Genomic DNA, 21,760 nt, shown 5'->3' with positions numbered 1-21,760 from the left:
CGTTATTCTTCGTAAAAATGACGTTTTCCTATTTATTCATCCCAAACCATATAACTAAACAAAATATTTCTCTTTTATAAATTACTGATTCATAGCCATAAAGAAAAACATGAATAAAAAAGTGCCGGAAAGTTTTTGAATTTTCATAAAAAGCACTATCTTTGCATCCGCAAATAAGGCTGGTTCCGTAGCTCAGCTGGATAGAGCAACGCCCTTCTAAGGCGTGGGTCAAGCGTTCGAATCGCTTCGGAATCACTATTAACATCCGGTAACAGTTAAATGTTATCGGATTTTTCTTTTAAATAGCTGATATTAAACGTTTTACTTTCGCCCCGTTTAACTTTTAATAACCTGCCTGTGTAGGCATATTTGTAGGCATATCCCCTCTACAGGCATAAAATAGGCATATAAAAATGACGGCAATAAGAGTTGTAAGACAAGGCAAAAAAGGCAAAACCGACCGGCTCCCCCTGTATGTGGAATTTTATATCAACCGCGAGAAAATAAGGATCGCGGTAAGGTTAAGTGTCACCTCTAAAGAATGGGATGAGCAAAACGAAGTGATAAAAGGCCGGGACAAAGAAAGTAAGGATAAAAATTTAATCATCTCCAATATCCGTTCACGAGTAAGCGATATATTTGTCCGTGCCCGTCTTAAAAATGAGACGCTGACAAAAGAAAGTTTCTTCCGCCAGTATAACAATCCCTCCGATTTTGGTACCTTCTTTGATTTTGCACGGGTTTACCTCAAACAAATTAGCAAAACTATTTCTTTCGGTACCTGGAAACATCACGTTTCTATCATCAAGAAACTGGAAACATTCGCACCCGGCCTTGTATTTTCAGAGATTACCCACGAATTTCTCCTGTCTTTCTTTGCATATCTTCGCAAAATAGGTAACATGGATTCTACGGCATGGCGTAACATGGCTACTATCAAAATATATGTAGGTGCCGCCATACGCGGCGGTTATATGGACCAGGACCCGTTCGCGGCCATAAAGATACGTCGCCCCAAAAGTGAAGTTATATACCTGACGGAAGAAGAACTCCTCCGTCTGACCGCCTTGTACCGGTCCGGCCGCCTGGAAGAATGTACCCAGAACGTACTCCGTTTTTTTCTGTTTCTTTGTTTTACTTCTTTGCATATAGGCGATGCAAAAGCATTGCAGATAAACCAGTTCATAGGGAATGAACTACACTACACACGAGGTAAGACAAAAATACCGGTAACTGTACCCTTATCGGACCCGGCACGTTATATCTATGAATATTACCGGGCCGGACGTACAAAAGGTAACTTGTTTATGAACCTTCCCACGGATCAGGATATAAACCGGGTATTGAAAACAATAGCCGGTAAAGTAGGAATAACAAAGGATATCAGTTCAAAGACCGGGCGGCATACATTCGCTACCTTGTATTATAAGAAAACACATGATATCGTAACGCTATCCCACCTTTTGGGACATAGTTCTATAACTATGACAATGGTTTACGCACATGCTCTGGAAGATGAACGCGAAGCGGGAATACACGCCTTTGATGATATGTTATAACTAAAAGAGTGAAGGGGAAACGTGTTTCCCGCTTCCCCCTTCACTTTTTCTACTCCAACGTATAAACGCTCCAGTCTATCGCCTTTTTAAGTTCCCAGCCTTCCTTTTGTGTCTCCTGTATATGTTTCACGGCACCGGTGTAAAACTCTTGTAGTTGCTGCATACTTGCAAACTCGTAAAACGTCGGGTTGTCTTCTTCCCCGAGCTTGAAAGTAACAGGAAGGTTTTCCCCGCCTGTCTGCAAGGCAAGATCGTACGCCGTCTTATAATTCATCTGGTTCTCCATGGAAAGCCAGACTTTCAGGCCGTTCCATACGTACCCGCTTTCGATCGTGTCGGTTATCTTCCGGTTATACCATTCATTAATAACCGCCTTGATTTCTGCCAGTGCGGGTAGATGATCGAACGTCTCTTCCATGTAACTACGCTGCACTCCTTCTGCTGTCTCTGTTTCCTGGTAATCCCACGTAATACGCCAGATTCCCCGGCGGCGGTTGGTACATCTTACCGGTTCCGCCTTGCTGTCTGCATAAATTCGTATCATTTCAAGTAAAATGTATAATTATCAATCCTTTTTCACTTACTTCACCTTCGCAATGTGCTTCAAAAGGCAGTTCTCCGTCTCTTGCCGCTGATTCACAAATGAAAAGTGTTTCCTCCAGGCTGGTAAAATACTTTCTCTCCTTGCCGTCGAGTTCCAGCTTTATAACAGTCCGGTTTCCGTTTTTCGTCGGAACATCCTTTTCATAATCAAGTACGATCACATCCTTGTTCATCAGTTCGGGCGACTTGATCCTTGCCCCGGTAAATCGTTTCCGTCCGTCTTTAGGCTTGTACTTGTAGCCCAGATCTTTTAATTTTTTCATTTTCTTTCCTGTTAGTTTATAAAATAAGTTCTTGCAATCGGCATGTTTTGTAAGCCCGTAAAATGAGGCGGTCAGCTCCTGCCTGCGTTTCTTGCTTTTAACCTTGTGCATCTTGCGGGCGAACTTTTGTTTGTTACGCTTCCTTAACCGTACATGATCCGGGCGGGTTACATATCCCAGGAAGTCGATACCTTCGGTGATCGGGAAAACGGTATCATTGCTTTTAATCTCCAGGCGGGCTTTACGGGCCTGTTCATGAATGATATCCCTAACCTTCCAAAGGTATTTCTTACTACCGGAAAGCACCAGACCGTCGTCACAATACCGGTAATAGTGTGCTACTGCCTCCTGATCCTTTAACCGGTGATCCAGGTAAATGGATAGAAGCAAATTACAAAGCCCCTGTGATGATCTTAGCCCGATACTTACGCCTTTAGGCATCATGCGGATGCACTCTTCCAGGATTCCGATTAATATTTTATCCTTGAACATCTTTTTCACTGCATCCAGCAAAATGTCCTGGTCTACGCTTTCATAGAATTTCGTTATATCGAACTGGTACCCGAACAGGGTTCCTTCGGGATCATCCTTTATATCTTTAACGATATACTGTAAAAGGTCATGCGTTCCCCTGTTTTTAATGGATGCGGAAGTAGTCCGGATAAAACGTACTTTCAAATGCCGGTCCACCACATTCATAACAGCGTTAAGAACGATCCTGTCCTCCAGGGAAACCGATTGTACGGTCCTTACCTTCGGCCCGTCGTCTACGGTCATTTCCCGATATCCTCCGAGCTTGAACCGCCCACTCCTGATCCGCTGCCTGATCCTCTCTACTGCCTTCGGGACATCCGCCAGTATTCTACGCCCGGCAAAGCTGCGCTTTCGTCTTCTTTTGCGCAATACCGTTTTTATGGCGTCCTCTATATTGGAGTCCTCGACAATCTCTTCTATAATATTATCTTCTCTCCACATGATAATTAAATTAGCCTTCAATTCCCCGGGCCGGGCTTCTTCGAAAAAAATTCCTACCAAACCCCATTGCCCTGCGCTTTATTTTTCCCCTTTCCAGCCGTAAACGGCTGCTGTTGGCGAGGCTCATTCCTCTTGGCTCCACGCCGGGGACACGTCCCCACTGTTGTACGCCAATCTTTAAGGCTTATGCGCTTTTTCTTTATCCTAATTGTTTGCAAGCCGAACGCCGATGTTCGCATTCGTGTTCGATGAATCGTTATTCGCGTTCGCATACGAAACACCGCCTAACGCGTTCGCGTTGTTGTTCGACCGATACACCACACGAGTGTATATGAGGAAATCCGCCTTTGTACTTTCAGGAAGCACCGGCACCCGTCTTACTTCCGGACGCCTGCGCTACCCGCACAACGTTTTACGTTGCTATTTTTTATCTTAATCTGCCTGATTTATGGCTTTAAAGGCCGCGACGCTACCCGCCCAGCGTATGATGCCCCTGAAGGCAAGCCGAACGCCGATGTACGCAAACGTGTACGATGAATCGTAACTCGCGCTCGCACACGAAACACCGCCGAACGCGTTCGCGCTGACGTACGACCGATACACCACACGAGAAAGCCCGGTACCCACATAGAACCTGTCGAACCAATGAGAGGAAGTGGAACCGCCTTCCTTGGCCGCAATCAAATCCATATACCGGCCCCAAACCATGTGGGTAGGATAAATATCCGCATTATAAACAGTAATTCCCTGTACAACGCGTTCCGTTCCGTCCGGCATGGTAATAAACCACCTTCCGTCCGCCGCCGTCTTGTTTACTGTGACATACTGCAACCATTCCGCCTTGTTTCCCTGGAAATTCTCATATCCCAGCACATTGACGGACTGATAATTTACACCGTCCCGGTAAGCACCTTCCGCCTGTGGATTGGAACCGCCCTTTTCCTTATAATAAGAAACCGTATCACGCATCCCCAGCGCATTTGTAAGGCCTGTCACTTTCTGGTAATTGTTTGTTCCATATCCGCAAACTCCCTGCGAATCGGTATTACCGTATTTAAAGAAATGCAGATTACCCACATCCTTGTGCATCTCCCAGTCGAACAGCTGGAAACCTTTGCCCCTGTTCTGGGCGTATTTGACTGCCTGGCTCTGTGAAATAGTTCCTACACTTGAAACACCACTGACAGAACGCAGCACATCATCAATCAGATAGGCTTCATAAACACCGCCCAGGCATTCCGTATGCTCTACCCAGTCCGGCTCGATCGCTTCCACACTTTCCGATGTTGTGAGTAAAACGAAATCGAAGGCCGCCGAATTAAGGAAAGTAAAGGCCAGTTTCGTAGCCCCTACAGGAACGGCACAAAACAGATACATACCATTGATAAAACCGTTCGCATTTGAAACGCTGATCCGACTTACTATTTTCCCGGCATCATCTATAAATACAGCACCGTAAAGAGTAGAAGCAAAACCGGGAAAACGAACCTGCTTGTAATCCCGGACGTCCACCAGGGCGAACGATCCGGATTCGTATTCATTCTTCGCCTCTTCAATGGTTGTGTAATCCGTATTCTTACGAATCCCGATCCCTTCCGTCACATCCAGTTCCTCGCGGGTAAATCTTATACTGGTGTACCCTGCTGCTGCCGGCGCATCCTCATTACTTGAAATAAAACCGTAAAGGCACTGATTCAGCACGTCCGTTACTCCCTTGTACCAGTAATGAGGCTCATATATGTAAACTTCACCTTCCGATCCGGTTAATACTGCATCCGTGGCGTTCTCCACGCTGTCACTATCCGCGTATTTATTTCGGTTCTCATCATGAAGCGGGTAACAGGTCATTTCACCCTCCGCCGTCTTTTTAGCCAGAATACAACGTCTTTTCGACAACACTTCCAATATATGGGAAGACGGGGTAAATTCAGTATTATAGTCATATCCGGTAGAGTTATCCAGATTCGTAATCTTTTCCCCGTCTCCTACCGTCTGATCTATTTTTATACCGACAAACTGCGGCTGAATGATATTCAGTTCCGGGAAATGTGCACAGGTGGCGGCGTACTCTTCATCCGACATGGACTGGGTGAGCCGGTACGTACCTACCAGGCGGCACGTCTGCACGTTTCCCCCGTCTTCATCAACGCCGCCCATTGTCATAAGCCTGCGAAGCAAATTACCGTTCCCGTCCATATCTATACCGGTAATTCGTAGATAGCTGGTCGCACTGCATTGCTGTAATAACGTGTTCCAGTCGATCAGGCTACAGTTATCAATCACAAGGCGCGTGATATTTGCCGTACCTTCCAGCTGCAGCCCTGCATTGGTTAGTTTGTTCAGGTACCGGAGTTCGAGCGTCTGCAAAGTTCCGGGAAGGACGCAAACGGCCAGAGGCGCACCGCCGGCAAATGTCACACCGGTAAGGGATGTATCACCGGCCAGGAAGGTTTCAAGTTTGGTATTACTTGAAAGGTCCATACCGGTAAAGGAAGAAGATTTAAGTCCGGATATGTCGAGTTTTCGAAGATTACGGCAATTACCCACCAGAAGGGCGTTAAATGTCGTCTGTCCGGCCTCACAACTAACATTCAGTTCACGCAAGGCCGTGCAGTTGTTCAGGTTCAACGTGCCGACAATGGCGTGGGCTACATCCGTCAGATCAAGCCCGCGAATACGGCTTGCACCGTAGAAATATTGCGGATCGTTTACAATTAAATCCGTGTCCATTGTCAGTTCCACCACAGCCCCGGCCGTTTCTGCAAGTACCGCGCTTTGGTGCGGTGTTCCGGACGTGTACCCGTACCCGTAATAATACCGTTCGGAGGCCGTAATCCGAATTTTCCGGTTATCGCTGCCGAACTTGTATCCGAAATAAGCCGCGAAGCTGTCACGACGGTAAGTACCGGCCACATACTGACTATCCAAAAGGGCGAAACGGTTCTGAATGGTATAAGTACGGTGCGCATAACGGCTTCCCTGCAAGGCATACAGATAATTATAATAACTGGTTCCGCTGCCGGTTGTCACCCCTTCGGTAAGCGGAAGGATATATTTATATTCCGAATCCTTGTTATAAATCCGCTCGCACCAGTTGCCCATTTGTTCCTCGTTAAATACTTGCAGGACATATTCAAGGCTCATATTGCTACGCAAGGTTTCCGCCACTTCACGCAATTTGTCCGGACAAGACCGTACCAGTTCCCATAAAACGGAATCATGGCCGGCAAAAGCATAACTACCGATACTATCGTCAAAACTTTCGTGGGTAATGGTATATTCGTATTTCAGTACCGAATCATTACGCACACCGAACAGCGTGTCCATATCGTAAGGAAGGAAATACCAGATCAGAGAGTCCCAAGTCGCCAGCATCATGTTTTTTGCCCGGTTATCCACAGCCATAAAGTAATCGGTAATCAGATACCATGCAAACGGGCTGTCATTACCGAAATACTGGTTATATTCCGCCAGGAACTTGGCGGGATCATCCTTACATGAATCGATCCAGTTCCAAAGCCTTGTAACTGCCGCCTTGTCGTCCTCGTGTGCATCCGCCCAGGTAGTGTCCGCCTTGAAACGAAATTCCAGCGCATCATCAAAAGAAGACATGTCGGTAGTCCCGAACAGACAAAGGGCCTCGGAGTTGTTCAGGAACTCCAGACAGATACATTTGTTACGCTGCCCGTTCAGGGCCGCTTCGTCGTTGAATCCTTCAATTCCTTCAAAACCGTAAATGATCGCACTTTCCGACTTCTCATTATTGAAATTGTATTTTCCCAGATAAGTATTCGCACCGGTGCCGTCGTTGTCATAAAACAGGTCCATAGGGAAACCGTCCACGCCTATACGTACGTCATATTCCCCCTTATATGCAGCCTGCGGCGGTGTCAGCCACCCGCACCTCTTCCAAACGTCGTTCACAATACGCACCGCACCGGTATTATGTGTACCGGAAGAATCGGAAAAGTCCGCTTTCAAACAGAATATACTGATCGGCCGTGCTCCCGGTTTGAAACTGTATTCAAGGGACGGCACATCCACGCCGTTAACTTCCAGCGTGGTACCGTATTTTTCCAGGCGCAAGAAATAAAGACGGTAATTCTTACGCGGATAAGTGGTGGATGATGTACCCTGTATTCTTAGACCGACATTCCTTGCTACAAAATCGTACTCCTTACCCTGCGGGCTATAAAAATAGATATCGACCGGTACCTCGAATTTCTTGTTATTGGTGGCGTTGACAAGGTTCACATCGCCGACAATTCGCATAACCGCCTTTCCCTGGGCGCGTAACTTGTCTATGTCGATATCCGTACCGTTGTCCCCCGTAACATCATTCTTTTCAAATAACAGGACCATTTCGTCCGACGTAGTCCGGTCTACCATGTAATTGTTCAATTCTTCATCATCCGTAAGCGCACGGTTATAAATACGGAAATTCCTGATCTCCACATCCGCCGTATCACTGAACAAACGGATGTTCACCGGTTCCGCCTGCAGTAATCCTTCGGTAGCCCCATACTGCACCGCTCCGCAACGGATTCCGTTTACATAAAGTTCCAGCAACCGCTTACCGGCCTTGGCCCCGACAATAAAGGCCATTTTCAGGTTCATATCACTTGCAAACTTCGTACTTACTTCCGTACCGCCGGAAACACGCATAAGGGCCTGCTCCGTTGTCATCTGGAAACCGATATCGCCGGCCATACAGTCCAGTATCACCCCCTGCCGGTCCGTTACCGACGAACAAAGAATTTCCATTTCATAGGTAGCCCCGGTAGTGGTTGCATCCGTGGAGAACGGCCGGTACCCGATTTCAATCTTCGCGCCTCCCGTAAGTTTCAGGGCGTCACCCGTCCAGCCGTTGCTGCTCCAGTCGAAACCAGAAAATGTCGTATGTATGTCGCCATAATCCCAGGCTCCCGGATCGGATTCGCTGTTGCTCCGCCCGGCTGCCGAAAGTTTCAGTACAAGCCCGGCGGTAGTTTCCTGCAAGTCGATCCCGCTTTCCGTTACGTCGATATAAAACGGGTATTCCGTGGCCCCCGTCTTAAATTTCATAGTGATCTCGCCCTGCTCCGTAAAACGGTTGGTATATGTCTGCGTAGTACGGGCCACACTGACAGACTGCGTTTTCACCCCGTCCCGGTAAACGTCCATTTGAGCCGGCGTTGCGTCAGGATCATAAGCCACAAAGTCAAATTTTACCTGTTCGTACTGCCCCGCTTCCAAGCGCGGAACAAGATGGTCCTCCGTAAAAATACGGCCGTCCGGAAAACTCATCATCGTGCCGATGAACGGTGCCGATCCTCCGGATTTCAGAATATCAATATAGATACTTTCAGACTTTAACACGAGATCGGCGGAAGCCTCCATTTCGGCAACCATTTGAACGGTATTCCGGCCGGTCACAAGCGAAGAGGGGGACAAACTGAAACTGCCGTTTGTCGTTCCCGATCTTGTAATGGTGTGCGCGTTCTGTTGCCGGCCGTTCAGATAAAGCGTGACGACCTTTGTTCCGGAACCGCTCACGGCATAAGGGATATTAATCGTGTCGGCCAGGGTATAACCGCCTGCGGCTATGGCTCCGGCCAGATTGTAAGAGCTGGTAAGGGAAAGGCTGACAACCTTCACGGATGTAAACGCCTGTCGGGTCTGTTTCTTGCCGGTAGTCGGATCGGTTGTGGTTGCCACTACGTAAATATCGGTATTCCCAACAAGCAAGTAACTTGAAAGGTCCAGTTCGTAACTGCCTTTGGAAACATCGCTGACCGTCTGGGAATACATGGTAGTTGTTCCACGCCTGATCGTAACGGTGATATCCGCCTTTTGCCCGGTAGATTCCCCCTTTTCATCCCCCGTGGTGTATTGGTGATCGTATGTATAAGTAAGACGGGCGTTTCCGCCTTCCTTGATTATGGCGTTATCTACAGCCGCATTCAAGACAATTTTAGTAGCCACCGTTTCGCCGGAACCTCCACCGGAACCGGCCGGGATATCCACGGCGGTAATTTCCGCGCCGCTTTTGTTCTGGAAAGACAGACGGACGGATGTTTCATCCTCGCTTACCTCCGCATTTACGTTAAACAGCGTGGAAGCGTCCACCTCGTTAAAACGGGCGGTTACTACCTTGTTTTCTACCGGATTGGTGGAATCGGCGGACAAAGTCTCGTCCACTTCCAGGATATCCACGTTTACATTCACATTACCGGCCGCGTCCGGCGTCTGCTTCTCGCCGTTTACCGTTACGCTCTTTACCGTTCCTTTGCCGCCGAACTCTTCCCAGCTCGCCTCCTGGTCCCAGGCATCCAGGGCGGTTCCGGTAAACTGGTACGTCTCCCATTTGCCGAGCGATGTTTCAAAGGTGATGACACGCCCCCGGCCGCGCCACTTCTCCGGTACCGCGGCAATGGCGGAAGCCAGGGTATAGAAACCTTCCGTAAGCGGCACACTGCCGGTTACATTATAGGTATTCCCGCCGCCTGAACCGCCGCTGCCGAAATCCTCCCACTTTTCGACATTCTCAAAATCCGTGTCCGGATTGCCTTTAAATTGTTTCGTCACCCAGCCGTCGGCAGTGAGGAAAGAAAGGATCACGCCGTTTTTCCGGACATCGTCAATCTTCCCCGCCGTTTTCAATGCTGCAAACACCCCCGACAGATCACTATAAACGCTGCCGGCGTTCAAGAGGTTGTTTACATTGGTAAAGGTGGAAGACAGACGCCCGGCAGTTTCCTGCAACTCCTGTTTCATTTCGTCACGGTCTGCCTGCAACGTGCTTATGTCCTCGGAACAACTGCTAATATCCTGGGACAGACTTTTCAGCTTTCCCCAAAGGGAACCGTCTTCACTCTGTGAACCGTCTTCGCTGCCGATACGGGCGTTGATATCGGCCAGCAATGCGGCCAGCGAATCACTGTCTTTAAGCCCGTCCAGAAAAGCAAGAATTTCGTTAAAGTTGTCGATTGCCTGCGAAGCGTTGTTGCCGACAAGCCGGTCGATACGTAGAGAAACGGCGTCGATAGCCTTCTGCAAGGCTGCATCGGCGGCAATGCGGGCGGCTTCCTCCGCCTCGATTTCCTTACCCTGGGAAACCAGTTTCAGGTGTTCGTTCAAGAAGCCAAGAACCGCCGCCACCATTTGGTTGGTAACGCTTTCCGCGTCCTCCGCGGTTTCAATGACTATAATAAGATCATCGATATACTCCTGTGTTGCCATATAGATACATTAATTAAATTGTTTACTGAACTCTTTGGAATGAACCCGCGGTTTCCGGTAGCCGCTTTCCGTGATTTCTCCCGTCCAGTTGGACTCCTTCTCGGCAAACGTGAGCTTTAACGTCACGTTCTGCGGCGCGTCCGGACGGACACGGTAAGAAAACTCTTCCGCCGAAGGAATTACCTTGATCTCTTCCCGGCCGTAACCTGCCAGGTAGACATCATCGGAGGAAAGCAGGTCAAGAAGAAAGCGTATTTCCTGCGGGCGTTTGAATCCCGTCTTAACCGTTACGGCTTCCTGTATCTCCGTACGTATGCGATCCGAATAATAATCATCGGTAATTTCATCGTAACGCCGGAAAACAGCGTCTTCGTCTTCATCCATGCCGGGAGTTACGCTCGCCTCGCCTTCCAGGGAAAACACCTCGTAAACCCCGTAACTGTTCAGGAACCGGAGCCGGTAACGCTCGCGGACCGTCGGGCTTTGCTCGATCCCGATCCGGAGAGCGAACGTTTCACCGCTATACACGTCAAAAAGGTTGGCCAGTACCCCGTAATCGGTAAAGAATTTAAGTCTTACGGCCTCCAGGTTCAAGGCGTAGAAATTCCCTGCCGTGCCTGGTACTGCAAGGCTTTGTCCGGTAAGAAGTTCCGTTATTTTCAGCTCGTGCTCCGGATAGATGAAACAGAGCGGGTAAAGTTCCGTCTCGCGCATCGTTATACGCCAGTCATTGCTCCGGGTGGTAAAGAAGAAATTGCAGGATTCATTCAAGAACTTCAAAGAAAAGATGTTATTACCTTCTTCATGCAATTTCTTAAAAGCCCGTTTGGATATACCGCCACGCCAGGCAGTAACAACCAAAGTGGCCGTTTCTTCCTCCTCATTTTGAAGGGTGATCGTGACGACCGCCTTGTTATACCGTTTATCGGAAAGGCTTATCAACATCTCGGAACTGTCCGTTAACGGGGGAATATCAACAAAAAGCGTTTCCAGGACCTCCGCGATATTCACCTTGAAACTTCCATTACCGTTACCGGTAAATATGGAACGCATAAATTCAAAGTTCACGAAATACATTATATTGTAAGTCGCCATAGAAGTAGTTTCTACCGAAAGATAAACAGGGTTTCCGGTAAAGGCGTTTTCCGTCGGATCAATGTTTGCTGTCAAACTCATAATTCAAAGGTGTTAACGATGAATATTCCGTTAAACTCACTCTTATTTTCAAGTCCGGAAAGGAAACGATCACGCTGATCCGTGGGAGACGTCAGGAACTTGTAAAAGTCCGAGAGCCGCCCCGCATGGTTTTCCCTCCAAAGCTTATAAAGCTCCGTCACCTGTGAAGATGACGGGGCAAGGATGATATTATTCTGCTTTTCCATGCTGCAAAAGTTGGGTTTATCAAAGGAAGAATAAAGGACGGGATCAGCTAAGCACCCTCGATGCGACAAACCTTACCTGGTATTCGACTTCTTCCGTTTCGTAACAAAAATAGTTGGCCGCGCCGGAACGCTCGTTTACCTCGATTTCAACCTCTATCTTACATTTGTAAGTTTTTTCTATGATGTTATCCTGTGCGGTGGGCGGATTTTTTAATATATCCTCATCCGTTGACGGCGTAACATACCCGTCATATATCGTATTCGATACACGGCAACCGTACACAGCATACATCCAGTGATAACGGTAATAATCTTCCCAATATTCCACCCTTCCGGCCTGTACACTCTGCAAATTGGAAGAATATACGACCCACACGTAGGAAGCACCGCCCCACACGGGAATGCCCTGTTCATTATCCAGATTATAGGGACCGATCAGACGCAGGGAACGCAACGTAATGTTTACCGGTACCAGTTTACCCGCAGGAAGCGAATAGGAAAGGCCGTCCAGAAGCATGTACTGCCCCCGCAGGGCTACCGGGGTCAAGACATCCATTTTCATAAGCTGGTGAACCGGTAAAAGGGTGTTTGTGTCCACCTGGTTAAAAGAGTGCCTTAATACGGCGTCATACTTCTGCCAGAACTTGGCAAACAGACCGTCTTCAAACTGGAATAAAAGCGATATCGTATGTTTGCTGCCGTCTTTTAACGTAATTTCTCCGCCGTCCGGAGCGTATGGTAAAATAGAACCGAAGGAATAATCCGTACTTTCCGTAACGGCCTTTGTAAAAGCGAAAGCGAAGGAAAGCGGCGTCTCCTCCTTTTCCGAATCCTCTTCATCATCGGAAGAGGTTTTCAGGTAGGTATAACGGTGCACATACCCGGCCAGGTAATACGGGGAAAGAAGGCCGTTCGGGGCAAAATCCATAAACACGCATTCATCATCGCTCGCCAGCTCCTCGTCCTCTACGTTTTCCGTCTTCCGGTCCCAGTTAAAGAAACTGGATGATGATAACGTATGCTTCTTGTTGCCCGAATCCCATTTGTACCAGTTGCCGGTGGTCTTCTCGTAGTTCAGCCACACGGAGGCCTGGGAAGGATCGAAACGGCTTACACGGATAACCATTTTTTCGTTCCCCTTGATATAGTCCTCGTACCGTTCCACCGAAGGCGCGGCACCGGTAAAAGACGTTTTGGCCGATAACTTTATCTGACGGGCCGTTTCATAATTGATAAGGGGTTCCGCCGTCAGATTCCGGGACAGATCAACGGCAGGTTCATCTTCCATTATATCCCGGATCAGTCTTAAAGTGGCCGTTTTCGTATCGGAAGAGACATTATAAACCAGTCCGAAACGTACATACAGCGCGTTTAAAAAGTCCTCAATCGTACAATCCGGCATTAAATCGGCATAATTGAGGATACCCGTCACGCAACAGTCGGCGGCATTGTTCAGGATTACCAGGCTGGAAAGTTCCTTGTCCGTCTTAAAAGGATTTTCGGTTATAGTATAACCAAATTCTGAAAATATAAAGTCCAGGACACGGTGCACGTATAAGAAGGGGGCCACGCCGTACCCTTCCGGTAAACTCGTTTCGGTCGGGGTATCATTTATCAGTAGTGTTTCCGTCCTTGCCTGATAGCATAAGGCATATTCACCGTTTGAATCCAAAGTGATACGGTTTATGTATTGCGGGTAATACGTGCCGTCCTTGGAATCATTTTTGACTACTATTTGAAATATGGCAAAATCTTCATGGGAATCCGTGAAGAACCAGTTTATAGAGGACATAAGACCGCTAACGGTACCGCCGCTTATGCTGGGTAATGTGATCGAGTTCAGTTTCTTTGCTTTCCAGGCGCTGTAGGCTTCCGAATTGTCAAAACCGATATTTAAAGTAATTCCTTCCGTCCTGCCGGCGGAAACGATATTTATCTTTCCGGTACGTTTATACACCCCGTCCAATACCGTACATGTCTGATCTTCATTCATCGGTTTTACACCCATGTCGAGCCGGTGGGCAAAACCGGTTATCCCTGCATTGTTGGCAGTGACGGGAACCGTGACCGGTACGGTTTGTGATCCCCGGTCGTTCATGACGGGGGATTTCTCGTCGATCTGTACGGTAAAGTCACCCCCTAAGTCCAGATAACCTTTGTTCGTCTTAATCTTTAGCATAATGATTACTTATTTTCCGCGTGTAAAGGTGTCGCGGGCGTTATCTATAGTTTCTTTGGCCTTCTCCAAATCCTGGTAAACGATATAGGCCTTTATCAATTTGATAGCCTCACAGGAGGCGCGAAGCTCCTTTGCCGCTTCCAGGAACTCCCGGTAGGAAGAATCACCTGCAGGGGAAGTCACGTAACCGCCTTCATAATATTCACCCGGATTCTGTGGTAACGGGTTGGCACTGGTACGCTGCCGCCTGATCGCTTCGATAGTGCTAACGGCGTCGATCACTTTAGGATTATTCATTTCCGGCTGTGGTACCACATATTCCCCCTTATGAACCACGCCGGCCACTTCATAACGTCCGCCGGGACCGGTGTAACCACCTTCATAATACCCACCACCGGAAGAACCGGAAACAACACGTTCAGCCGTGGCGGTCTTGCTGCCGGTGGTGTTTTTCAAGGACATGTTTTTAATCCTGTCCCGTTCTGCCTTGGCCGATGCAAGCTGGGCCACACCGGTAGCCGCAAGCATTACTGCAGCAACGGTTCCGGCAATCGGCCCGAGGTCCGCGTACGCCTTCATAATCGAAACGGCCGTATCTGCTATGATCTGGGAACACTTGATAGCAAAGTTTACATCCGCGTACTTCTTTTGAATCTCCAGTTTCTTATTTTCCTTCTCTTCTTCCAGGGCGGCAGTATCTTCACCGTTGTTCTCGGCTTCCTGTATGAGAACATCGTATTTTGCTTCCACCTGGTCGATTTCGGCTTGTTGAATGGCTTCCACCATGGAAGAGGAAAGACCGGAATAGTAGTCAAAGTATTTTTTAGCGTTATTCATCTGCATTTGCAGCTTTTTACGCTGGTATGTCTTTTCATCTATTAATTCCTGATCGTGCAGATTCTTTAACAGGGCCAGTTCATTCTGGTATTCCTGTGCCCATGATACGCCGATCTGGGATTGAATCTGGTATAAACTATTCTGGTACTCAAATTCAAGCTGGCTAATTTCCTGCTGTTTCTGTTTCTCCAAACCAACGGTAGAAATTCCCGCCTGCCTCGCTATCTCAATTATGGCATTATAAGTCGTTTCTACATCCTGAACCTGTTTCCGGTGTGCTTCCTGCATACCGGTTATTCCTACCGGAACGGAAGTTATTTCACGTACTTTTTGAGCAATGGCCGCCCGATCACGCAATAACTTCATTTCAGACTCACGCACGGCGTCGGCCGCTTCCGTCGCTGTTTCTATACGTTTCTGTTTACCGGTAATTTCCAAAGCGGCAATATCATTCTGGTAAGTACGGTTTATCTCCAGAAGTTCTGCGGCGTGCTCCGCTTCAACTTCCAGCATATAGGCGTCGGCGGCTTCCTGCGTGATACTTTGGTTTAATACCGCTTTTTCCATGGTGTCCTTCTGGACATTGTAATAGGCGGTTTCAATCTTTAACCGTTCGTCCCGTTTCTCCTGTACCAGTTTTATACGGGCGTCCTCCTGCTTGCCGGTTTCCGTAAAAATGGCCGTCTGTGCTTCTGTTTCGAGCTTGTGGATTTCATCGAGTAATTTCTTTTTATTAGCCGGCGTTTTTGCTTCCAGCTTCTGGAGTGCGTCGATACGTTCCCGGTAATAGCGAAGGTTTTCCGCCGTCCCTTCGAGAATATACTGGGCTTCCGTCTTATTTTCCTTCTCCCGGTTCTGTTTGATTAGAAGCATACGTTTTTCGTGCTCGATCTCCAGAGGTTTTAACGTGGCGTCCGTTTCCGTATTTTTATACTCCCCGGCTTCCGCCTTCTTTTTGACCTTCCCCAGTTCGTTTAAACGTTTTATTTCGGTGTCGATACGTTCTATTTCCTTGTTTTTCTTGGCGATATTCGCTTCGCTGTCTTCCGCCCACTGTTCCTGAACCTTTTTCTTTTCGGCCTCCAGTTTCTTTATGAGGGATGTTTCAGTATTTATATTTTCTTTATTGGTTCCGGTTAATGAAGTGGCCGTCGCCTCTGTTTTTAAGATATCATTATTGATCTGGGCGATTGCTGATTCTATACCGGCCAAATCCTTCTGTGTTGTCTGTAGGGCTTTCAACTGGTTAGCCTCTTTTTCCGTACCAAATAAACGGCTTATTTTAGCGGTAAGACTGTTCCGGTTATATCCTGACAATGTATTTTGCTGGCGGGTGTCCCAGTAAGCGTCGCTTTGCTCTGATTCCTGGCTTTCAAGATTCCTTTTTTTCTTGTACAATTCTTCCAGTTCCTCCTGGTAAGCTTTCAACTTGATTTGTTTTTCCAAGGAAACTAAATATTGATCTATAGCCTCCTTGTTGTTGTTTATGAGCCTGCCTTCTTCATTCAATTCCGCATTATAATCCGGTATCAGTTCTTTTAATTCAGCGAGCCTTTGTTTACGGGTGTAGTTGGAAAGGTTCTCGTCATTAATAGCAGCTACAAGAGTTTTTATTTTTGCTTCCTGGCTGGCATATTCTTCATTCACTTTCTTTACGACTTCCTGGTGGGCCTTCATCGCCGCCGAAGCCTGTTCCGTCTTCTTTGCAAGCTGGTAGATAGCAACACCGGCTGCCACGAGTAACGCGAGCAGGGCCGTATATGGATTCTTCAAAAGTTCGATCCTCATTAACCGAAGGGCGGCGGTACATCTTTTAATATTCAGGTGCAGCAATGCCTGGGCCGCCGCATAAGCCAGAGTAGCCGCCCGGCTGATATAAAGCTGTACGGCGTGCGCTTTCTCTGCAACGACCGAAGCAAGGGTCGCCGTTTTAAAACGGGCGTGCCACATGGTAGCGATTTTCAGTCCTCCATAGTAAGAAACCAAATAAGCGGTAACGGTATAAGTGACAACACCCCATTTATTAAACATGTCGATCATACCGCCCACACCTTCCACCATAAGCGTAACAAGGTCTATTAAATCCCGAAGAATACCCTTTGATTCATAGAAACGTAAAACTACCCCTTCGATAGTTGAACTTAATGTATTGAGGGAACCTTGTACATTATCACCCATTTCTTCCGCCATGGCATTAAATCCCTCTTCGGCTCCTGTTACTGCATCACGGAGATTTAAAACGGTATCAGTACCATTTAAAAAGGTATTAAATGCGGCAACCGAACGTTTATCCGTTAAATCCAGTGCCTTATTAAGGTCTATTCCTTCACTGTTCAGCTTTTTCAGCCCCTTTACAAGGTCTTCTAAGTTATCTACAGGACCACCAAGGGCAAGTGCAAGTTTACCGCTACCGTCAGCCAAGTTAAGCAAAATATTACGTGTTGCCGTCGCTGCCGATGAAGCGTCGAAACCGCTGTTTGCCAAAGCCCCCAAAAGGGCGGTCGTTTCCTCGATCGTGAATCCGAAAGAATTAGCAACCGGCCCAACAATAGACATTGCCGTATTTAAGTACTCGAAGCTTAAAGCGGATGCGTTACATCCCATAGTCATAGTAGAAACAGCCCGTTCCGTATCTTCCGCATCAAGGTTGAAAATACGCAATGTTGCACCGGCAAGCGTAGCAGCCGAGGCAAGATCAGTGTCCACAGCCTTAGCGAATTTCAGCACGGAAGGCGTCATCGCTTTAATATCCTCTTTAAAAAATCCCAGCTTGGCAAGCTCTATCTGAAGTTCCGTTACCTGTGCGGCCGTATAAGAAGTAGTAGCACCCAGCCGGCGCGCTTCATCTGTTAAATCCTTGATACTCTTTTTCGTGGTTCCCAGAATAGCGGCCAAAGTACTGTTTTTCTTCTCGAACTCTATAATAGTACTGATCGCATCCCTTAGCCCGCCGACAATCTGTCCGGTTATCATTGCGCCGATAGTGACAAACACACCGGCCAGAACCGTTTTTATCTTATTCAGGGAAAGAAGGGAACCGCCGAAACCTTCCGCCTTTTTCGTGGCCTGCCCGTATGCTTTCTCAACTTCTTTCAGTTCCTTCTCCAGGGCGGCATATTTTTCCGGCTGCAAGGATTTCACCGTATCGCGAAGCTCTTTCCGCAAGGCGTTTGCCTTCCTTGCCAGCTGGTTGGCACTCATGGTGGTTTTATCCAGCCGTTTCTCACATTCGGCAATCTTCTTGTTATTCTCGCCGATCGTCTTATTATTTTCTTTCAGTTGCTCATCAAGCCTTTTCCATTGTTTACCGCCAGCTTTCCCGGTGGCGATTAAATCGGTCATAGCCTTTTTTATCTCCTTATTGCTATCCCGGAGCTCCTTGTTCTTTTCTGAAAGATTATGTATTTCCTTCTGCGCATCGGAGGCGTTCAGGGTTAACACCCATTCGATATAGTCAGGTTTTAATTTTGCCATAAGAGTAAATTTTATAAGGCAAAATTATCCTGGTGTAAAGTGGCGGAAAAGGACACAAAAAAAGCCCGTAGAACCATTCTACAGGCTTATTATACTAAGAAGAAAGTATTTTATCTCTTAAAGGTAAAATCCGAAGGATCAAAACATTCTTTATCCTTAATTGTTGCCCGATCTATCATCCAGCAAATGTACCAGGTTAGAGGAACCGATATAAGAGGCGTCACGATAAAGGAAAGAAAGGCAAAAGCAAGCCACCCGGATAAAGTAGCCGGTTTATGCTTACATCCTACGAAAAAAAATATTACCAGGAAAAAGCCGATCAAAAATAAAATATCTTCGTATGTCATACAATCATCGTTAGTTCTTTACCGATATCTTTAATAGTATTTACTATTAGGGCCTCCCGTTCTTGTGAGGGCTTTTTTATTCCACTTATATATTGAGACATAAGGCTTTGACTTATTCCCATACGTCGAGCCACCGCAGAAGCATTTAGTTCCGGGTGAGAAATAAAAATCCGATATAAGAAAGTTTCTTCCTTCTTATCTTGAATAGCTAAACAATCATTCATAGGGTCTAAAAATATGCAGCTATACCAATTTCATATAAAAACTCCGGTGCAAGGTCGGCACCATTGGCCCATTCAATAGTAGCACGGGTTAAACCATATTGAACAAATTTTTCCTTATCCAATAACTCCCCGAAAACCTCACCTGTAAGATAAGGTTCCAAATTTACGATCTTTTTACTCCCGTCGCTGAAAGTAACAAGAAGCTCGTAATTCCTAATATAATCCACATCTATAACCCGTAACATAAGCGTTTATTTTAATGGTTCAATTTTATCTATTTTTTCCCCTTTTTGGGCCTTTTCCCAAAGAGAAAGTATTTCTGCCTCGTGCAAGTTAATCCACTCATTTACTTTTGCAATAACTTTAGCTGGAGCCTGACCGTCTACAATCCGATCCAATACGCTAATAGAACATTCATAATCACCATAAGTAAAATGAATATGTGGCGGATTATGATCTTTCCAATAGAGGAATATAATAATACCGAAGAATCTACAAATTTCAGGCATAAACTTTGTTTTATTGGTTACTGAAACAAAGATAGGTAATAAAATCATTACCTACAAATATTTAGGTATTAATTTTATTACCTATTTTAGCGAACTGGCAAACATTTCTTTTATCCTTTCCCTTACATAATCCTGATATTCATATTTAATCTTCCCGAGTGTGTCATGATATAGAATCCCGTATATCTGCCGGTTATAAATCTGGTAATTACCGTGTTTCTTCATATCCAGGAAGCGGGTATATAATGGAAGGTTAGAATGTGCGATTACTCCTTCGCCGTCCGGAATGACCGAATAATTCGGGTTCTGTAGTGCGGCCATTAATGCACCGGATCGCCCTTGTATGATCTCCCCGGTTCCCTGTACTTTCCTACGCTCACGGCCTTTCTGGTAAATCCGTTTGGTAGCGATATCCAGTTGGGCTTGAAATATGTCCTGTATTCCACGCCCGATCCGGTCGGTAAAAAAATCCGTTTTAAAATTCTCGGCCATTCAGTTAGAATCTTGTTTTAAATGAGAAAGCCAGGCTCCACCCTGCAAACGTCCGGTAAAAGCCGGATTCCGGAAGAGTGGAAAGGCTGGTTAAATCCAGTTCCTTAGTGACAGGGCAACCGGTGGCAGAATCTTCTATCAGCATTTGTTTGATACGCTCCATAACCGGCTGCACCTCTTCGATAGTCTCATAAGCCCCTTTACGTTGGGGATCGTACTTGCTCATAAGGAAAATAACGCATAAATTATTTTCCCTCACATTGTCAGCCGAAAGGCTGGCACCCGTTCCCGACGGAATCAGAATAAAGAGCACCGGACATTCTTCTTTTGATAGCCCCTGTATCGTCTTACTCATTTCCTCGTCAATGGTAACGGGTAGCACCTTCTTTATTTCAGGAATACGTTTTTGTACGCCTTCCCAGTATTCACGGTAAACCTTTATATCTATCATATCGTCAATCCCTGATAACGTTTCGCCTCCCATTCACGGCGGGTAACAAGCCCCGGAAGAATCTTACCGCCCCCGTATATCCACTTTTTAAACTCTGCCGGTATGGATGGCTCATACGCATCCGCTCTGATCTTCTTATAAAGCGTTGATTTCTTGAATTTTCCGATACCTACATTAAAGCAAAAGCTTACTACCGCGTCAAACTGGTACTGTCCCAAATGAAGGGGAAGCGCGTTTACCTGGTTTTCTACCGCCCTGATATCCGATTCAAAGAAAGCGTCGGCCCGGGCCTCGGTGATAACATCTCCCGGTTTTACGCCGGTTGTGTGACCGTAACCGATCGTACATACTCCCGCGGCACATACATACGCTTTCAGGCGTAGCCCCTCAAATTGCTTAATCTTGTTTTTTGTTCCTGTTGTTGTTCTCATTTCTTGTTACGTTTTTGGTGTAAATACTCAAACTTACATTTATACAGATAAAGTAATACATCCCAAAAGGGTGTATCGTCCACCTCCTTCTTATTACCGAACACGCCGGAAGCCGCCACTTCAAAGACTATTCCGGTCCAGCCGGTTTTATCGTCCGCCTTCCGGTCCTCGGATGCCAACTTCTGAAATAATATCCGAAAGTCAATATCTTCACCACCAATATAAACCGGTCCGGAAAGAACCATTTCCCAAACAGCGGAAAAGAAGTTTACCGCATGAATGGCAAGCAAGGAAGGAACGGCCGGCATCTTCTCCGGGTCCTTGTACCGGTAAAGCTTTAATGTGATATCCTGGAAGATTTCATTTATAGCCGGTTCGTCTTTTTCTGTCGCCGCCTGCTTGCTTTGCTGCAACAAATCCAGGCAATCACAAAAGTTACCGAAAGTAAGACCGTTCAGCATGTCACCGACACCATGCCAGCTCCCAAAATCCTGCATCAGGTTACGCCCGGTTTTCAGAATGGGCGTAACGATCCGCTCGCCCTCCTTACCGGTCGTATAAGAGAAAAAGCCGTCCAGCTTTTCCAGTTGGCCGTCCAGCTCCCGGATGATCTCACGCCGGTACATGGTGTAATCCGCTTTCATGCCCAGAAGGAAAGAAAGCCATTTTACGCGGAACTGTCCGGGGCTGATCGTACCGCGGTTCATCAGTACCGACAATATAAGAAACTGCCGGTACTGCTCACTGCTGACTTCATCCAGGCATGAAGGAACCTCCGCCGTCTTACTATTATATGTAAACTTCTCCATGTCC

15 protein-coding genes and 1 tRNA gene are annotated in these 21,760 nt (G+C 46.9%); 2 read left to right on the top strand and 14 right to left on the bottom strand.

The window, feature by feature from the left end; all coding sequences use genetic code 11:
* The first annotated feature begins 181 nt into the window (after nt 1-181).
* Both KFO40_RS12850 and KFO40_RS12845 read left to right on the top strand, forming a co-directional pair.
* Nucleotides 182-255, top strand: a tRNA-Arg gene (locus tag KFO40_RS12850).
* A 158-nt stretch (nt 256-413) separates the two neighbouring features.
* Nucleotides 414-1,559, top strand: a complete 1,146-nt coding sequence (locus KFO40_RS12845; protein WP_004303351.1) for a site-specific integrase — start codon at nt 414-416, stop codon at nt 1,557-1,559.
* A gap of 49 nt (nt 1,560-1,608) precedes the next feature.
* Here the strand turns inward: KFO40_RS12845 and KFO40_RS12840 are convergent, their stop codons facing one another.
* The 14 genes from KFO40_RS12840 to KFO40_RS12775 form a co-directional block, all read right to left on the bottom strand.
* Nucleotides 1,609-2,103 (bottom strand): hypothetical protein, encoded by a 495-nt coding sequence (locus tag KFO40_RS12840; RefSeq protein ID WP_004325876.1) that lies wholly within the window; start codon nt 2,101-2,103, stop codon nt 1,609-1,611.
* 1 nt (nt 2,104) lies between these two features.
* Nucleotides 2,105-3,400 (bottom strand): reverse transcriptase domain-containing protein, encoded by a 1,296-nt coding sequence (locus KFO40_RS12835; protein WP_004325875.1) that lies wholly within the window; start codon nt 3,398-3,400, stop codon nt 2,105-2,107.
* Nucleotides 3,401-3,832: 432 nt separating this feature from the next.
* The gene (locus KFO40_RS12830) at nt 3,833-10,621 is read right to left on the bottom strand and encodes a CotH kinase family protein (RefSeq protein ID WP_211146433.1); all 6,789 of its coding nucleotides are present in this window, start codon (nt 10,619-10,621) and stop codon (nt 3,833-3,835) included.
* Between the two features lie 9 nt (nt 10,622-10,630).
* Nucleotides 10,631-11,797: a hypothetical protein gene (locus KFO40_RS12825; RefSeq protein WP_004318207.1), complete on the bottom strand. Its 1,167-nt coding sequence runs from the start codon at nt 11,795-11,797 to the stop codon at nt 10,631-10,633.
* Entirely contained in the window at nt 11,794-12,003 is a 210-nt protein-coding gene (locus KFO40_RS12820) for a hypothetical protein (RefSeq protein WP_004318206.1), read from the bottom strand. Before KFO40_RS12820 ends, KFO40_RS12825 begins: the two co-directional genes overlap by 4 nt.
* Nucleotides 12,004-12,046: 43 nt before the next feature.
* A complete protein-coding gene (locus KFO40_RS12815) occupies nt 12,047-14,182 on the bottom strand; it encodes a hypothetical protein (protein WP_004318205.1) in 2,136 nt (711 codons plus the stop codon).
* Between the two features lie 9 nt (nt 14,183-14,191).
* A complete protein-coding gene (locus KFO40_RS12810; RefSeq protein WP_005681019.1) occupies nt 14,192-18,493 on the bottom strand; it encodes a phage tail tape measure protein in 4,302 nt (1,433 codons plus the stop codon).
* A 343-nt stretch (nt 18,494-18,836) separates the two neighbouring features.
* Nucleotides 18,837-19,064 carry a helix-turn-helix domain-containing protein gene (locus tag KFO40_RS12805; protein ID WP_004303369.1) on the bottom strand — a complete coding sequence of 76 codons (228 nt, stop codon included), beginning with the start codon at nt 19,062-19,064 and terminating at the stop codon, nt 18,837-18,839.
* A gap of 5 nt (nt 19,065-19,069) precedes the next feature.
* Nucleotides 19,070-19,309, bottom strand: coding sequence for a DUF2442 domain-containing protein (locus KFO40_RS12800; protein WP_004318202.1), 240 nt, complete (start codon nt 19,307-19,309; stop codon nt 19,070-19,072).
* 6 nt (nt 19,310-19,315) lie between these two features.
* Nucleotides 19,316-19,621, bottom strand: a complete 306-nt coding sequence (locus KFO40_RS12795; protein WP_004303371.1) for a DUF4160 domain-containing protein — start codon at nt 19,619-19,621, stop codon at nt 19,316-19,318.
* 33 nt (nt 19,622-19,654) lie between these two features.
* Nucleotides 19,655-20,065, bottom strand: coding sequence for a hypothetical protein (locus KFO40_RS12790; RefSeq protein WP_004325872.1), 411 nt, complete (start codon nt 20,063-20,065; stop codon nt 19,655-19,657).
* 4 nt (nt 20,066-20,069) lie between these two features.
* The gene (locus tag KFO40_RS12785; protein ID WP_004318197.1) at nt 20,070-20,516 is read right to left on the bottom strand and encodes a hypothetical protein; all 447 of its coding nucleotides are present in this window, start codon (nt 20,514-20,516) and stop codon (nt 20,070-20,072) included.
* Nucleotides 20,513-20,947: a lysozyme gene (locus KFO40_RS12780; RefSeq protein ID WP_004325871.1), complete on the bottom strand. Its 435-nt coding sequence runs from the start codon at nt 20,945-20,947 to the stop codon at nt 20,513-20,515. The genes KFO40_RS12785 and KFO40_RS12780 overlap by 4 nt, the downstream gene beginning before the upstream one ends.
* Nucleotides 20,944-21,756, bottom strand: a complete 813-nt coding sequence (locus tag KFO40_RS12775) for a hypothetical protein (protein WP_004325870.1) — start codon at nt 21,754-21,756, stop codon at nt 20,944-20,946. Before KFO40_RS12775 ends, KFO40_RS12780 begins: the two co-directional genes overlap by 4 nt.
* Between the last annotated feature and the right edge of the window lie 4 nt (nt 21,757-21,760).

The organism is Bacteroides sp. 1001302B_160321_D4 (assembly GCF_015667765.1).
GTDB classification, from domain to species: Bacteria; Bacteroidota; Bacteroidia; order Bacteroidales; family Bacteroidaceae; genus Bacteroides; species Bacteroides xylanisolvens.
This window is presented reverse-complemented; position numbering and strand designations above follow the sequence as displayed.

Coding starts and splice junctions, on each gene's coding strand:
- KFO40_RS12845 (WP_004303351.1), top strand. CDS start 414: ATGACGGCAATAAGAGTTGTAAGACAAGGCAAAAAAGGCAAAACCGAC.
- KFO40_RS12835 (WP_004325875.1), bottom strand. CDS start 3,400: ATGTGGAGAGAAGATAATATTATAGAAGAGATTGTCGAGGACTCCAAT.
- KFO40_RS12790 (WP_004325872.1), bottom strand. CDS start 20,065: ATGGCCGAGAATTTTAAAACGGATTTTTTTACCGACCGGATCGGGCGT.
- KFO40_RS12800 (WP_004318202.1), bottom strand. CDS start 19,309: ATGTTACGGGTTATAGATGTGGATTATATTAGGAATTACGAGCTTCTT.
- KFO40_RS12785 (WP_004318197.1), bottom strand. CDS start 20,516: ATGATAGATATAAAGGTTTACCGTGAATACTGGGAAGGCGTACAAAAA.
- KFO40_RS12805 (WP_004303369.1), bottom strand. CDS start 19,064: ATGAATGATTGTTTAGCTATTCAAGATAAGAAGGAAGAAACTTTCTTA.
- KFO40_RS12815 (WP_004318205.1), bottom strand. CDS start 14,182: ATGCTAAAGATTAAGACGAACAAAGGTTATCTGGACTTAGGGGGTGAC.
- KFO40_RS12840 (WP_004325876.1), bottom strand. CDS start 2,103: ATGATACGAATTTATGCAGACAGCAAGGCGGAACCGGTAAGATGTACC.
- KFO40_RS12830 (WP_211146433.1), bottom strand. CDS start 10,621: ATGGCAACACAGGAGTATATCGATGATCTTATTATAGTCATTGAAACC.
- KFO40_RS12820 (WP_004318206.1), bottom strand. CDS start 12,003: ATGGAAAAGCAGAATAATATCATCCTTGCCCCGTCATCTTCACAGGTG.
- KFO40_RS12795 (WP_004303371.1), bottom strand. CDS start 19,621: ATGATTTTATTACCTATCTTTGTTTCAGTAACCAATAAAACAAAGTTT.
- KFO40_RS12775 (WP_004325870.1), bottom strand. CDS start 21,756: ATGGAGAAGTTTACATATAATAGTAAGACGGCGGAGGTTCCTTCATGC.
- KFO40_RS12825 (WP_004318207.1), bottom strand. CDS start 11,797: ATGAGTTTGACAGCAAACATTGATCCGACGGAAAACGCCTTTACCGGA.
- KFO40_RS12810 (WP_005681019.1), bottom strand. CDS start 18,493: ATGGCAAAATTAAAACCTGACTATATCGAATGGGTGTTAACCCTGAAC.
- KFO40_RS12780 (WP_004325871.1), bottom strand. CDS start 20,947: ATGAGAACAACAACAGGAACAAAAAACAAGATTAAGCAATTTGAGGGG.